The 14193-nt window shown below is 60.8% G+C and carries 12 protein-coding genes; 7 read left to right on the forward strand and 5 right to left on the reverse strand.

Features of this window, described 5'->3' with window-relative positions:
• Positions 1-227 precede the first annotated feature (227 nt).
• Positions 228-464 carry a hypothetical protein gene (locus tag AC1D08_RS07640; RefSeq protein WP_477225777.1) on the forward strand — a complete coding sequence of 79 codons (237 nt, stop codon included), beginning with the start codon at positions 228-230 and terminating at the stop codon, positions 462-464.
• A gap of 12 nt (positions 465-476) precedes the next feature.
• Here AC1D08_RS07640 and AC1D08_RS07645 read toward each other — a convergent pair whose 3' ends face one another.
• The 3 genes from AC1D08_RS07645 to AC1D08_RS07655 form a co-directional block, all read right to left on the reverse strand.
• Complete coding sequence (locus AC1D08_RS07645) at positions 477-1271, reverse strand: sugar transferase (RefSeq protein WP_457155505.1); 795 nt, start codon at positions 1269-1271, stop codon at positions 477-479.
• 121 nt (positions 1272-1392) lie between these two features.
• Positions 1393-3276, reverse strand: coding sequence for a GumC family protein (locus AC1D08_RS07650; RefSeq protein WP_477225776.1), 1884 nt, complete (start codon positions 3274-3276; stop codon positions 1393-1395).
• A 206-nt stretch (positions 3277-3482) separates the two neighbouring features.
• On the reverse strand, positions 3483-3818 hold the full coding sequence (locus AC1D08_RS07655; RefSeq protein WP_457154860.1) for a hypothetical protein: 336 nt from the start codon (positions 3816-3818) through the stop codon (positions 3483-3485).
• Positions 3819-4035: 217 nt separating this feature from the next.
• Here AC1D08_RS07655 and AC1D08_RS07660 point away from each other — a divergent pair, with 217 nt between their 5' ends.
• The 4 genes from AC1D08_RS07660 (at position 4036) to AC1D08_RS07675 (ending at position 9407) form a co-directional block, all read left to right on the forward strand.
• Positions 4036-5556 carry a phosphomannomutase/phosphoglucomutase gene (locus AC1D08_RS07660; protein WP_477301083.1) on the forward strand — a complete coding sequence of 507 codons (1521 nt, stop codon included), beginning with the start codon at positions 4036-4038 and terminating at the stop codon, positions 5554-5556.
• Between the two features lie 27 nt (positions 5557-5583).
• Entirely contained in the window at positions 5584-7890 is a 2307-nt protein-coding gene (locus AC1D08_RS07665; protein ID WP_477422882.1) for an AGE family epimerase/isomerase, read from the forward strand.
• Between the two features lie 332 nt (positions 7891-8222).
• The gene (locus tag AC1D08_RS07670; RefSeq protein ID WP_143748636.1) at positions 8223-8504 is read left to right on the forward strand and encodes a hypothetical protein; all 282 of its coding nucleotides are present in this window, start codon (positions 8223-8225) and stop codon (positions 8502-8504) included.
• Between the two features lie 183 nt (positions 8505-8687).
• Positions 8688-9407, forward strand: coding sequence for a Crp/Fnr family transcriptional regulator (locus tag AC1D08_RS07675; RefSeq protein ID WP_477422884.1), 720 nt, complete (start codon positions 8688-8690; stop codon positions 9405-9407).
• A gap of 714 nt (positions 9408-10121) precedes the next feature.
• Here the strand turns inward: AC1D08_RS07675 and AC1D08_RS07680 are convergent.
• Positions 10122-10619 carry a hypothetical protein gene (locus AC1D08_RS07680; protein ID WP_457154286.1) on the reverse strand — a complete coding sequence of 166 codons (498 nt, stop codon included), beginning with the start codon at positions 10617-10619 and terminating at the stop codon, positions 10122-10124.
• Between the two features lie 278 nt (positions 10620-10897).
• On the opposite strand from AC1D08_RS07680, the gene AC1D08_RS07685 reads away from it, so the two are divergent.
• Positions 10898-11668 carry an alpha/beta fold hydrolase gene (locus tag AC1D08_RS07685; protein ID WP_477422905.1) on the forward strand — a complete coding sequence of 257 codons (771 nt, stop codon included), beginning with the start codon at positions 10898-10900 and terminating at the stop codon, positions 11666-11668.
• 111 nt (positions 11669-11779) lie between these two features.
• On the opposite strand, the gene AC1D08_RS07690 is transcribed toward AC1D08_RS07685, so the two are convergent.
• Positions 11780-12766, reverse strand: coding sequence for an aldo/keto reductase (locus tag AC1D08_RS07690; protein WP_457154285.1), 987 nt, complete (start codon positions 12764-12766; stop codon positions 11780-11782).
• A 162-nt stretch (positions 12767-12928) separates the two neighbouring features.
• Here AC1D08_RS07690 and AC1D08_RS07695 point away from each other — a divergent pair, with 162 nt between their 5' ends.
• Positions 12929-14143, forward strand: a complete 1215-nt coding sequence (locus AC1D08_RS07695; protein ID WP_477422886.1) for an ABC transporter substrate-binding protein — start codon at positions 12929-12931, stop codon at positions 14141-14143.
• The last annotated feature ends 50 nt before the right edge of the window (positions 14144-14193 follow it).

The raw sequence follows: 14193 nt of genomic DNA on the forward strand, positions 1-14193 counted from the left end.
AGGTCCTCACCCGTCGCACCCATTGGCGTGCGCTTCGGCTGGAAGCCGCCTGGAAGCACGAAGAACAAGGGCGCAAGAAAACTGGGGGCTATGCCTAACCGGATCGTCTGCGCAATACCCTGGCACTTGCCATGCACTTTGAGGCCGCATATCAGTGAGCACACGCTGACGAAACCTTCCCTGCCGCAGTGAGTCGATCAGTGCTGCGGGTATCATTGGAGATTTCGGTGCTCATGAGTGTCGTGGCTGTATCGGCGGGGGGCGTTCTGTTGGGACTGCGGTTCAAGGCTCCCGCCCTGATCGCGGCTACCGCACTGCTTGTGATCGGAAGCTTTGCCTGGAATGGCCTTGGGTTGCCCGGCCATGTGACCGTCACCAAATTCCTGATCCTGGCATTCGTATTGGCTTGCGCCTACATCGTCGGCCTGTCGCTGTCCGTCCACTGGAAGCGGACGGAAGGGTGAGCGGTCGGGACTTCAGGCAGCCCTGTCGAAGCGCATCACTGCGAAAATCGTCCTGAACAAGATCACGATGTCGAGCCAGATCGACCAGTTCCGCACATACTGGCTGTCGAGCGCCACGCGGTTGGCGTAGTCCATGCTGCTTCTTCCGCTCACCTGCCAGAGACCGGTGAGTCCCGGCCTTGTCCGAAGGTATTCCCCCAGGTGGTCGCCGTAGCGTATGAGTTCGTCCTTTACGATGGGCCTTGGGCCCACGCAGCTCATGTCGCCACGGATGATGTTGAAGAGCTGGGGGAGTTCGTCGAGGCTCGACTTGCGCAGCATCCACCCAAGCAGCGTGACGCGAGGGTCGTTCCTGATCTTGTGGGTCTCTTCCCACTCCTTGCAGACATGCGGGTTGGCTTCGAGATATGCTTTCAGAACTTCTTCCGAATTGGCAACCATCGAGCGGAACTTATAGCAATCGAATGGCTTTCCCCCGAACCCGATACGGCTGTGCGAGAACACTGCCGGGCCTCCTGCCGTGATCCTGATCAGCAGGGCAACGACGATCATCACAGGCGCAGCCATGACAAGCGCCGTGCCCGCTATGACCAGATCCATGAGCCGCTTCAGGAGACCTCCGATGGGAGGGTTCGTCGTTCCCGTCCTGATGGCGGGCGACAGGTCTGTCAATACTGCCCCGGCACTGTTGTGGTCGGGCGCAGGAACAACGTGCAGGACTGCCGTTCGGCTGTCAGCCGCCACGGGAAGAGGCGGCTGAACCCAGATCGGGGTTCCCTGATGCGACTCGAAGGTGTTTGTTGACATGGGACGGTTGCTGTTCGAATTGTTCCGATCACTCTTCCAAGGTCGGGGCTTGTCGGCAAGAAAGGCAAAGGAGGTAGCGTGACGCTCCAGGGCTACCCCCTAATCCCAAGGAATGATCCCCCTACACGCTTTTGCGACCTCCGAGGGAGGAATGTCTCGCCACCAGTTTCATGCGGGGCTTGGACTTCATCGCGCGGGCCTTCGTCAGGAGCACGCCCAGGATGGGCGTCCTGCTGGCCTGCAGCGTCCTGACGAGTTCCCGCAACGTTTGGACATGTGTCTTGCCCCACTGGGCAACGACGACGACGCCATCCAGGACGGATCCGACAATCAATTCGTCGGCTCCCGAGGCAAGCGTCGGCAGGTCCAGGATGACAATGTCGTAGGCAGCAAGTTCGTAGGCGGCAAGGTCGCGAGCGGTCAGATCCAGGAGGAACGCCTCCATGTTGCTTGGTGACAGCAGGTGCCTGGCATCCACCACCGAACTTGGAAGCAAGTCGAACGGCCGCCCAGGAGCGCGGACGATATTAAGCCGGACGGGGTCCTGGCACGGTTTGTCGAGGGCGCCCGACGGGCCGAGCAGCCGCGTAGTCAGTGTCGGTCGCCTGATGTCGGCGTCAATTACCAGCGTCTTCAGCCCGGACATCGAATACAGCGTGGCAAGATTGCTGGCGACTGAGCTCTTCGAACTGTCGTTGGATACAGCCGTCAGCCCAAGCAACTTGATCGGGCGGCTGGTTTCCGCAAGGCTGATTTCGGTTCGCACTTTCCTGAGACTGTGGCTGTATCTGGAGTGCGGATATCTTGCGACTTCGTCGAGGTGGCCGGATTCCCTTCTCTTGGTGGTGGGCGGCAGCTCTCCGACGCATTCGACACCCAAATTCTCCCGGATGAGTCGTGCTGACCTGATGGTCCAGTCGAACGTATGCCTCACAAACGAAAGTCCGATGCCGAAAATGAGGCCGGCAACCGCCGCGAAGGCCAGCATCAGCTTCGGCCTTGGAGTGCTCGGATAGAGCGGCGCCGTCGCAGCTGTGATCACCCTTGCGTCGGCGACCGGGTACGACTGCTGGCTTACCGAGTTGGTGTAGGCCTGCAGGAAGCTCTCGTACATCTTCTGGTAAGTTTCAGCAGTCACCTCGAGTTCTTCGAGCGTCGGCACTGCGTTCGCCCCACCTTCGTCCGTGGCTTCACCGCCGACGCTGTAGTCGTGCCGTGACCGGAACTCTTGCGCCTTCGCCATGGCCTCGTTCATCTGGGTGCGCAGTTGCTTAAGGCGCATCTCGAGCCACGCGCCGCCTTCCCTTGCCGCGTCGGCCTTGGTTTCGATCTGCTCACGCACGAAGGCATCGGCCGTGGCGTTCGCAACCTTGGCTGCACCTTCGGCATCGAGAGAGGTGAAGGATATGTCTATCGCGTAGGAAACGCCGACTCTGCGGACGTCGAGGCCGTTGCGGAAAATCAACATGCTGCGCCGGGACTTTTGGTAATCGGTCAGCGTCACGGGTGTTTCAGGCACGCCTTGGCCAAAATGCTGCGCAAGCGACGTCAGCCAGGCGCTCTTCCTAAGCTCGGAAGCATCGAGCAGGACTGATCCTATCTTCTTGAATCTCTCCCGCAAAGTCGGAGTCTGCGGACGGTTGAACTGGGGGTCGTCGACGAGTTTCAACTGGTCGAGGACCATCGCGGCGATCTTTTCCGACTGCATCACTGCTATCTGGCTTTCCACCTGGGCGGTGTCCAACGACAGATCTACTTCGCCACCCTCCTGCAAGTGTTGTGGCAATTTCGGCTCGATCAGAATCTGCGCGCTGGCGATGAAAGTTGGGTCGGTGGTCGAATTGTAGAACCCGGCCACCAAGAGAGCCGCAGCAAGGCAGGCGAAGATGGTTCCAACGTAGTGCCGCAGAAATTCGGTTATGTCGGAGAGGCCAATAAACTCCTGACTGACGGAAGCCTGCTGGTCCGCTGCCGGAGGCCATTGATTGGGAAACATGCGGTTCATTCAAATTCTCCTGCAGGCGTGCGGGAAATCCTGCGCGCACGCCGTCCCCATGCAGGCGGTTCCCATGCAGGCGGTCCCCATGCTGGCGGTCGATGACATTCAGCCGATGTTTTCATTGAAAGCTGAGGCCCCTCGATCCCAGACTTGCCGCGAAAAGATTACGCCTGCGTCAGGGAAGGTTAAACGCCGCCAATTGGCGTAGGGACCTACGCCCTATGGGAAGGGAGAATGCCCGGCAGCCCTGCTCTGGTCCTGTCGACAAAAGACTTCTGCTGTTCCAGCAAGGCCTGCCGTCCGCGGCTGAGTGCCAGGTCGCGCGCAAGGGAATCGATCCGCTCGGATATGCATTCGGGGCTCTCGCCATTTTCCATGGCCTCCAAAGCGAACGCGGCGCAGTCCGTCATCCTTTCCACGGACGGACGCAGTGCCGCGGATTCCCTTTCGATTTCCACTTGAATGAGCTCGAGAAGCCGAGCCAGGCGACCGAACCGCCTTTCGTCGACATCCTCGCGGAACGGGTACTTGAATGCGGTCAGCGGCATCTTGCAGCCCACCTTTCTCGTCGGCGCCCGAGCAGGACGCACCTTATAGAATACAAGACCCCATTGCCTGGACGAGACATCCTTTCGGCCATCGGCGGTCATGCTCCTATTGGATGAGGGGGTGCAAACCAGCGCGTTAGGGCTACTCGAATTCATGAAGGGGGCTGCGTCCGGCAGCGTGCTAGGACTATTCGCCTGTAACTGCTGAGCGGAAACCGTGACCGTGACCATAGTCGGCCAAGCCAGGCCAAACACATTCGCCTTCGAAACCAGCGCCCTGGTCAAAGCCACTGGCTTCCGGGAATACGACGCGCGCTGGTGGTTCGGGCAGCCAGGTTCGGACAAAGAACCCGAACTCAATCTGATGGGCGTGCAGGCGATCGGCATGGGGCTCGGCACCCTGATCCGCCGAATGGGCGTTGGCCCGGACATCGTCACTGGCCATGATTTCCGCAGCTATTCCATGGCGATCAAGATGGCGCTGGTCTCCGGCCTGATGGCGGCCGGCGCGCGCGTCAAGGACATCGGCCTGGCACTTTCTCCCACCGCTTATTTCGCCCAGTTCGCGCTCGACGCTCCGTCGGTGGCCATGGTGACGGCCTCCCACAACGAGAACGGCTGGACCGGCGTGAAGATGGGAGCGCAAAGGCCTCTGACATTCGGGCCCGACGAGATGACCGCTTTGAAAGCGCTCGTGCTGGACGGCGATTTCGATCTCATAGGCGGGGGAAGCTATGAATTCGTGTCCGGATTTCGCGAGAGATACATCGAAGACCTGACTGCCGGAAGGAACCTCGGCCGAAAGCTGAAGGTGGTGGCGGCCTGCGGCAACGGAACCGCCGGCGCTTTTGCACCGCAGGTGCTGGAAGGCATCGGCTGCGAAGTCATCCCGCTGGACGTTGAGCTCGACCACACCTTTCCGCATTACAACCCCAATCCCGAAGACATGCAGATGCTGCACGCGATCCGGGACAAGGTTCTGGAGACGGGTGCCGATGTCGGGCTCGGCTTCGACGGCGACGGCGACCGCTGCGGCGTGGTCGACAACGAAGGCAACGAGATTTTCGCGGACAAGGTCGGCGTCATGCTGGCGCGAGACATCTCCGGCCTGCACCCGAAATCCGCCTTCGTCGTGGACGTCAAGTCGACGGGCCTTTTTATGACAGATCCCGTCCTCCTGCAGAACGGTGCAAGGACGGATTACTGGAAGACCGGGCACTCCTACATTAAGAGGCGTGTTGCCGAACTCCATGCCATCGCTGGTTTCGAGAAGTCGGGGCATTTCTTCTTCAACCCGCCGATTGGACGCGGCTACGACGACGGGCTCCTGACCGCGATCGCCGTCTGCGAGATGCTCGACCGCAACCCGGGTAAGACACTCGCCGACCTTTACCGCGATCTGCCGCTGACCTTCGGCACCCCGACCATGTCGCCCCACTGTCCGGACGAGGTGAAATACGGCGTGGTCGCGAAAGTTGTCGGGGAATTCACGAAAATGAAGGGGGACGGGATCGAGTTCGCCGGCCAGCCGCTGGCCAATCTCGTCACCGTGAATGGGGTGCGCGTGGTTGCCCAGGACGGCACATGGGGTCTGGTCAGGGCTTCGTCGAACAAACCGGAGATTGTCGTCGTGGTGGAAAGCCCCGTCTCGTCGGAACGACGCCGCGAGATGTTCGAGGCTCTCGATGCCGTGCTGCGCCGCAATCCAGAGGTCGGAGCCTACAACCAGACATTCTGATGGGTATTGGCTGAGAGGAATTGGACCATGCCGGACCGGATCGTAAGTTTCGTCATGAGCGGGGGCGTCGGCTCACGGCTGTGGCCGCTTTCGCGCGAAGACAATCCCAAGCAATTCCACGACCTTTCGGGCGACGGCTCCATGCTTGCGAAGACTGTTCGACGCCTCAAGGCGCGGCCGGACGGTGAGACGCCGATCTACCTGATAGCGTCCGAACGGCATGCCGACCGCGTCATCTCGGACATTGCTCCGCTCGGCCTGAACGGCGGCAGACCGATCTTCGAGCCGGTCGGCCGCAATACCGCCGCCGCGGTCGCCATAGCCACCCTGCAAACGATCTCCGAACATGGCGCCGACACGCTTGTGCTGGTGGTCCCGTCCGACCATCAGATTTCGACCGAAGCGCAATTCTGGGAAACCGTCGAGGCGGGCGTGCCTGCCGCCGATGCAGGAAGTATCATCGTGTTCGGCATCAAGCCGACGCATCCCGAAACCGGATATGGCTACATCGAGGCCACGGCAAATGGTGACCGAGTAGCCTCCGTTTCGCGTTTTGTCGAAAAGCCAGACGCCGAGACGGCCCGCCAATACCTGGCGTCGGGACGATTCTACTGGAACGCCGGCATCTTCCTTTTCCGTGCCGACGCCATGCGGCAGGCCTTTCTCGATTTCCAGCCGGACATCTGGGAGACTGCGGAACGGGCCTACAAGACAGCGCGGACCGAGGTCTCGGGTCTGTACCTGCCACAGGGCTTCTACCTGGCTGTCCCCTCGACGTCGATCGACTACGCGATCATGGAGCATGCGGGCGACATCGCGATGGTCACGGCTTCCTTCCGCTGGAACGACCTTGGATCTTGGCAATCGCTGCTGGAAGCCAGCCCGACCGACGGCGACGGCAACGTCGTCATGGGCGACATCGTCGCCATGGATTGCGGCAACTCCTACCTCAGAAGCCAGGGCAGGCTGCTGACCGTCGTCGGAATGAAGGATGTAGCGATAGTGGCGACGCCGGACGCGGTGTTCGTCGCCCCGGTCAGCCACAGTCAGCACGTGAAGAAGGTCGTCGAACAGCTGGAGAAGAGCGGACGCCTCGAAACCAAATTCACCGCCTCGGAAGACCGGGTCATCATCAGCGGCTCATGGCGCAAGCGTGTCGAACACTGGCTCTTCGAAGAAACCCTGCCACTGTGGTCCACTGCCGGTGTCGACGATGTGCATGGCGGCTTCCACGAGGCTCTCGGCTTCGATGGAAGGCCGTTGGGCAAACCCAAGCGCATGCGGACGATGGCTCGCCAAATCTATGCTTTCGCGGTGGCCAAGGAACGCGGCTGGACTGGACCGGCCGACAAACTCATCGACCACGGTATCGACTTCATCGCGAAATACGGCCGCACCGACCGTGGCGGCTGGGTGCGCACGCTCAATGCCAACGGCAGCGTGGCTGACCCGACGGAGGACGCCTACGATCATTCCTGCGTGCTCCTGGCGCTGGCTCATGCTCATCGATGCGGCCATCAGGACGCCCTGCGGCTTGCACAACAGACATTTCATTTCGTCGACACCCATCTCGAGGACGACAGCCTGACCGGGTTCCTCGAGAGCCCCGGCTCCAACGGGGCACGGTCTTCGAACCCGCACATGCACATGCTGGAATCCTTTCTTGCTTGGTACGGCGTCACCGGCGACCGTGCCTATCTGCGACGGGCGGCACGCGTCATCGATCTCTTCCGGTGCCATTTCTTCGACCAGGAAAGCTGGACGCTTGGGGAATATTTCGACGCCGATTGGCTGCCCTTGCCGGGAGACAAAGGACAATGGACCGAACCAGGGCATCATTTCGAATGGGCCTCGCTGCTTGTCGAGTTCGCGCGGGCGAGCGGGCAAAAAGACCTGGTCGCCTACGCCAGGAAGCTCTATTCATCGGCGGTCGCCAGTGGATTGAACCGAGCCACAGGTCTGGCTTACGCAGCCGTATCGCGGCAGGGAATGCCTCTCGACCGGTTCTCCCGCAGTTGGCCGCAATGCGAAGCCGTCAAGGCAGCCGCCGCCCTGGACGGCATTGGCGGGCCTGATCTGAAACCCGAGATCGAAGCTCGCGTCGCGCGCCTGTTCAGATGGCATATCGATCCCGCACCGCTTGGCTTGTGGGTCGACAGGATCGACGAGCGCGGAAGATCCGTGGCGACGGAAGTCCCGGCAAGCATCTTCTACCATCTGGTGACGGCGTTGATGCAGTATCTGGACAAGACCGGTGGACAGGTCGAACCTTTCCCGCTTCCAGCTTTGGATGTGGGCAAGACAGGTCTGAAGCAGGTCCTCAGCCGCCGCTAATGCGCCGATCCTGGGATACGATGTTCGTGCCACTGTGGTCGTATACGGCGAACCTGAGCGACGCCAATCCAAAGAGGCTACGAGCAGCTATGCTTTCTCCTGCGTCGGCTTGTAACCACGGTAGCCCAGAGGTGGTAGGGAGGTGGTAACTACGGCTAATTCGGTATCCCGTGCCTCTGTGTCGTGGCTGCAAACCGGGATAGTATGCTTACAGGATGCCTCAAAGAGAGGCATTGGGCGACCTCTTCCGATCTTGGAGTTGCGGCAAACTCGTCGAGGCGTTGTAATTTTGAGCCTATGAACCTTCATGTCCGAACGGTTGAGACGCAACTATGGCAAAAAAAAAAGCGCGTGCCAGGGCCAGCGGTGACCTCCTAAAACTGCTTGCTACCAGGCCGAGAGCGGTGGCGCTTGCCGCGCTGCACGTGAGTGAATCCGTGCTGCTGGAACTCGAAGCATCCGAGCTGTTGTCAGCGGCCGAGATCAGAGGATTGCTGAAGGACGCGTCGACGACGTTACGAAATGCCGCCGATCAGGTCGACAATCGCAGCTGTCTCATTGCCAGCGAAATCGTCGACTCCATGCGGGAAAGTTTCAAGAGAAACAAAACCTAGTCCTGCCGCCACATGCCAATTTCGAAGCGTGCCGGTGGCGAGCCGGTGGAACCTGCGCATTTTCATCGAAAAGCGCCATCGCTACACCGATCGATAGTTTGCCATCAACGGATACTCATCACATCAAATTTGATGTACATTCCATCAGAGGGAGGTACTTTGGGGCATTGGGCGGGGCTATAGATGACGTACGCTTCACATCCTTTTTCGCGCGGGAATGAAAATCGTCCATCGTATGTCGGACTTAACGACGACGATGCGGCGCTTATCAAGACGTTGGGATTCACGCCGAAGCGCTATCTGGCGGAGACGGTCATCGTCAATCAGGGCGAGGACAGCGATCGCATGTTCATAGTCGAGTCGGGCTGGGGCTGTAGATCCCATGAACTCGCCGGCGGGCAGCGACAGATCCTGGATTTTGCACTGAGAGGCGATATCGTCCTGCCTCAATCGTACTCGGGCAGCGCCCTTGAAACGTTTGTGGCTCAGACCGAACTTACGGTGCTGGTGGCTTCGACCAAGACATTTACCCTTGCTGCCATGCAATCGCCCCATCTCTTCTCCCTTGTTCTCGAAACCCTCGTGCACAACGGAGCGGTTATCGCTCAACATCTCACCAATGTAGGACGACGCAGCGCCTTGGCGCGGACAGCGCATCTCTTCCTCGAACTGAAGGCGCGTCTGGAACGGACCGGCTCTGTTGCCCAGAACAGCTTTGAATGCCCTCTCACCCAGTACGATCTGGCGGACGCTCTCGGCCTCACTCCGATACATGTCAATCGAATGCTGCGGGAACTGCGCGAGCGCAAGTTTCTCGAATTCCGCCAAGGCCAGGTGCGCGTGCTCGATCAACCGGGCCTGACGAAGTTTGCTGGATTCGAGCACGAATATATCGAAAGCTAACGCGTATCGGGATACGACGCCTGGTCCCTCGAAGTCTCCCGTCGAGAAATCAAGTGTCAGGGATAGCGGGCGCGAAACCGCCATGTGAGCGTCGGCGGTACCCATTGCGGGGTCCACCGGTGTCCGGCCCTGCTTCCGCGATAACACCATAGGCGCCAGCGGTCCGTCTGTTAGATTGTTCAGGTGGCGGACCTGTTCCGCCTGGCCGGCGCCTTTACCCCAACCAGGCCCCCCGCCCAACAGGTGCCGGCCATTTTCAGTTTTCGCTTCTTGGCGTGACCTCTTCGGTCCGCACCTCGTCTCCGATCTCCCTGGCGAGATAAAAAGCCTTCGCCTGTCCTTCGTCGTCAAAACGGTACGCCAGCTAGGCTTCTCGAACACGCTCACGATGCAGGTCGTCACCGGTTTGCCGGTCATCACCGGACCGTTGCGTTCCCTCGTTCGGATGGCTTCACTTTACATTAGCGGAGGCGCATAAATTATCCAGCCGGCGGCATTGTTCCTCACAGGCATCCTGTCGGTTAGGCCCGGTGTCCTAGCTCATCCCAACAGAAGGGATGCCGGGCCGCTCCAATCAAGCCGCGGGAAGAAGAGGCTGCGTCAAGGCGATGGCGTCTGTTGCGCCCTTCACGGTGGCCATCGGAACGCTTCAACAGTCCGAGGTGAACCGGAAGGCTATGCGCAATCAATGCGGCCGGTTGGATGGTTCTGTGATCATTGCTTGATGAACGGGCCCGTGTAGGTCTGGCCGGCAAGCGCAACGGTCCCGGCCAAGGTTCCTTCGGGCAGCATCACAAGACTGACGTCCGCGCCATTCGGGAGGCGCTTGAGCTTCAATGTACTCCCCGAAATTCTTCCAGCGCCGGCTGCCTCTCCGGGACTGTTGTCGCCCAGATTGCCCCACGCAACGGTGGCAGTCACATCGCCTCTGGGAGAAATCGTCTGCACAGCGACTTTGGCTTCGGATGTCCCCTCCAACCGTCCAGCCCACATGCCCGAGAATGCGGCGTACTTTGCAGGAACGCCCTTCGCTGGCGGGGTGATCGTTGTGGATTGATCCATTGTTGCCGAACCAGGAGCAGCGGCGGCCGGATCCAAGGTAGACAGGGGCGCGATGGCCGCAGGTTCGGGAGCGGCCGATTGCGGCGCTTCAGGAGCCGATTGGCACGCGGCCAGCATAAGTGCCGCGAAGCCCAGCATCGTGTTGCGCATCAAGCTCTCCACTTCGTTCCCCAGACATCGGCGGGCTGCAGACCCGCCGAATTGTATGTCATTCTACGCCACCGCCCCACGCATCGAAATAGCCGGGCGAACCTGTGGATAGTCGCAGGGACAATGCATTGCTGAAGGACGCAGCCCGTGGCAGGCGATCACGAAGCGGTGACGGCTGTAATGAAGGCGCAGTGGGGCACAAAGCGCTTGCGACTCGTCTCGGCCAAGGTTTCGGCACAAACCAGATCCCCATCTTCCAACCGCCCAAGGAATTCACGATCATGATAAATCGGCGTACTTTCTCCACCGCACTTGTCGCCGGGGTGGCGACGGGCTTGTTGGCCGGCTCCCACAAGACGCAAGCGCAGACAGGCCCCAAGGCCCGCAATGTCGTGCTGGTCCATGGCGCTTATGCGGATGGCTCGTGCTGGTCGGAAGTGGTTGGCATCCTGCAGCAGGCCGGCTTCAGGGCAACCGTCGTCCAGCACCCGCTGACCACGCTGGAGGCGGGCGTCGATGCAACGCGGCGAGCGATCGCGCTCCAGGATGGACCGACGATACTTGTCGGACATTCCTTTGCCGGCATGATCATCACCGAAGCGGGGATGGATCCGAAGGTTTCCTCGCTCGTCTATGTCGCGGCGCGCGCTCCGGACGCGGGCGAAGACTACACGGCGCTCGCCAAGACCTTTGCGGCGCCGCCCGCCTCCGCTGGCCTTGTCTGGTCCGAAGGCTACGGCAAGCTCAGCGAGGAGGCGTTCCTGCGGGATTTCGCCGGCGATATTGCTCACGAGAAGGCGCGCATCCTCTATGCCGTCCAGGGGCCGATCTCGGACGAGCTTTTCACCGGAAAGACGACGCAAGCGGCCTGGCGCTCGAAGCCAAGCTGGTATGCCGTCTCGACCGAGGATCGCACGATCAACCCGGATCTCGAGCGCTTCATGGCAAAGCGGATGAACGCAAAGACCATCGAGGTGAAGGCAAGCCATTTGTCGCTGATCTCTCACCCGCAAGAGATCGCCCAGCTCATCTCGCAAGCCGCCGGGTAGCTCAGCTAAGCGAAGTCGGCTGGGGCGGGGAAACTGATGGAGGGCGAACACGCCTGCCCCAGCCATCAGGTCCGCCGCGCCGTGAACTGACGAGGGCTTGCGGGCCTTCGATCACCAGCGCTGGTGCACATGGGGCTTGATGTCCTGGTCGTAGATATCCCGGATCTTGCCCATGAGTTCATCCGACAGCGGGGGAAGGTCCGCCGCTTCGGCATTGGATATCGCCTGTGCCGGATTGCGGGCGCCCGGGATGACCACCGTGACCGCGTCGAACATCAGGATCCAGCGCAGGGCGAATTTGGCCATCGTCGTGTCGCCGGAAACCAGCGGCCGGATGCGCTCGACCGCAGCCAGCCCAACCTCGTAGGGCACGCCCGAGAAGGTCTCGCCGACGTCGAAGGCCTCGCCATGGCGGTTGAATTTGCGGTGGTCGCTGTCTTCGAATTTGGTATCGGCCTTGAACTTGCCCGACAGCAAGCCGCTGGCCAGCGGGACGCGAGCAATGATCGCCACATCGTTCTTTTTCGCCAGGTCGAAGAACAGTTCCGCCGGCCGCTGGCGGAAGGCGTTGAAAATGATCTGAACGCTGACGACGCCGGGATACTGCATCGCCTTCAGCGCCTCCTCGACGCGCTCGACGCTGACGCCATAGTTGCGGATCTTGCCTTGCTCGACGAGACGGTCGAGCCGCTCGAACACTTCCGGGTGATAGTAGAGGTCGGTTAGCGGGCAATGCAGTTGCACCAGATCGAGCGTGTCGGCCTCGAGATATCTCAGGCTGCGGTCGATCCAGTCGGTCAGGTTCTTCTGGCTGAACCCCTCGACAGTTTGCTCCGGCAGGCGCTTTCCGGCCTTGGTGGCGATGAACGGCCGCTCGCCGCCGCGCTCCTTCATCACCCTGGCAATAAGCTTTTCGGAACGGCCGTCGCCATAGACGTCGGCGGTGTCGATGAAGGTGACGCCAGCGTCGAGGGCGGCATGCAGGGCGGCCACCGCATCGTCGTCATTGACCTCGCCCCAGGCGGCGCCGATCGCCCATGAGCCGAAGCCGATCTCGCTGACGTGGCGGCCGGTACGGCCGAATTTCCGTGACTGCATGTCCTGTTCCTAACTGCGGCTTGGTGGTGATTGCTGATCTGCGGGCCGCCTTTTATCGCATGGCAACGCGATTGACATCCCCGTTCGTTGGATTTACCAGATAACAGGGTTGTATGACAACCCGGTAAGACTGCAATGATTTGGAGTCGGGAGGATCTCAAGTTGAAAACCGTTCTGAAAATGGGCGCGTCGGCGGCCTTATGCCTTGGCGTGCTTGCTCATCCTGCATTGGCCGAGGACAACATCGTCAAGATCGGCGTCGTCGCGGCGGAGTCGGGCTCGTTCGTTTCCGCCGGCCATACCTTGCCGGCAGGCGTCGGACTTGCCGTGAAACAGATCAACGATGCCGGCGGCATCAATGTCGGCGGCAAGAACTACAAGCTGGAAATGGTCAAACGCGACGACCGCACCGATATCGCGACCGCAATCGCCGCCACCCAGGAACTGGTGCGCGACGTCAAGGTGCAGGCGATCTTCGGATCGGAAACGCATGACTTCACGCTGGCCATGGCCAAGATCACGCAGCCGGCCAAGATCATCCATTTCGCCGGCAATTCGACGCTGGCGAAAATCCTGACACCGGACTCGGTCAAGCCGGGTGGCGAGGATCATTATCTGTTCCAGTCCGAGCCGCAGGAGTTCCAGCGGTCCGGATCGACCGCGCGCGGCGTGCTCACGCTGCTCGAGCCGCTGCTTGGCTATAAGCCGAAGAAATCGGTCATGATCGTCGGCAACGACGCCACCGGCCAGTTCCTGTCGTCCTACTATTTCAAGGCGCTGAAGGCCGAGGGACAGGACGTCCCCGACATCATCTTCTATCCGCCTGACACGACCGACTTCTCGCCGTTCCTGACGCGGGCCAAGAGCCTCAATCCGGATATCATCCACTTCTGGTACAATGGCGATTCAACGCTGACGGCGCTGCCGCAGGCGCTCGAACTGGGAGCCGCCAAGAGCTACTTCCTGTTCGGCGTCGACCCCGGCATCTGGAAGGAAAAGCAGCTTTCGGCCGACGTGCCGGTGGCGATGAGCTGCGTGCCGGTATGCTGGGGCGAGTCGTCCAACCCGAAGGCCAAGGCCTATTTCGACGCCTATTTCGACGCCGGCGCGCCGCACGGCGTGACCTCGTCGGTGTCGCTGCTTTACCACGACTATGTCCACTTCCTCGCCGAAGCCTGGGAGAAGGCCGGCAGCTTCGATCCGGACAAGACGGTCGAGGCGCTGCTGACCCTGCACCATCAGGGCGTCGTCTCGGATGATTTGACCTTCAATCCAACCCATCAGGTCACCCATGCCACCGAAGTCTGCGCCGCGGCACCCGGCGGCGCCATCTCCTGCTCGATGCAACAGCCACCGGCTGAAGCGCCGAAGAGCTGATCTGGCCAACCCGTGCCATGAGTTGGCGGCGTCGTCATCGCGCCGCCAAC

It is taken from the genome of Mesorhizobium sp. P2_E6 (assembly GCF_056403835.1).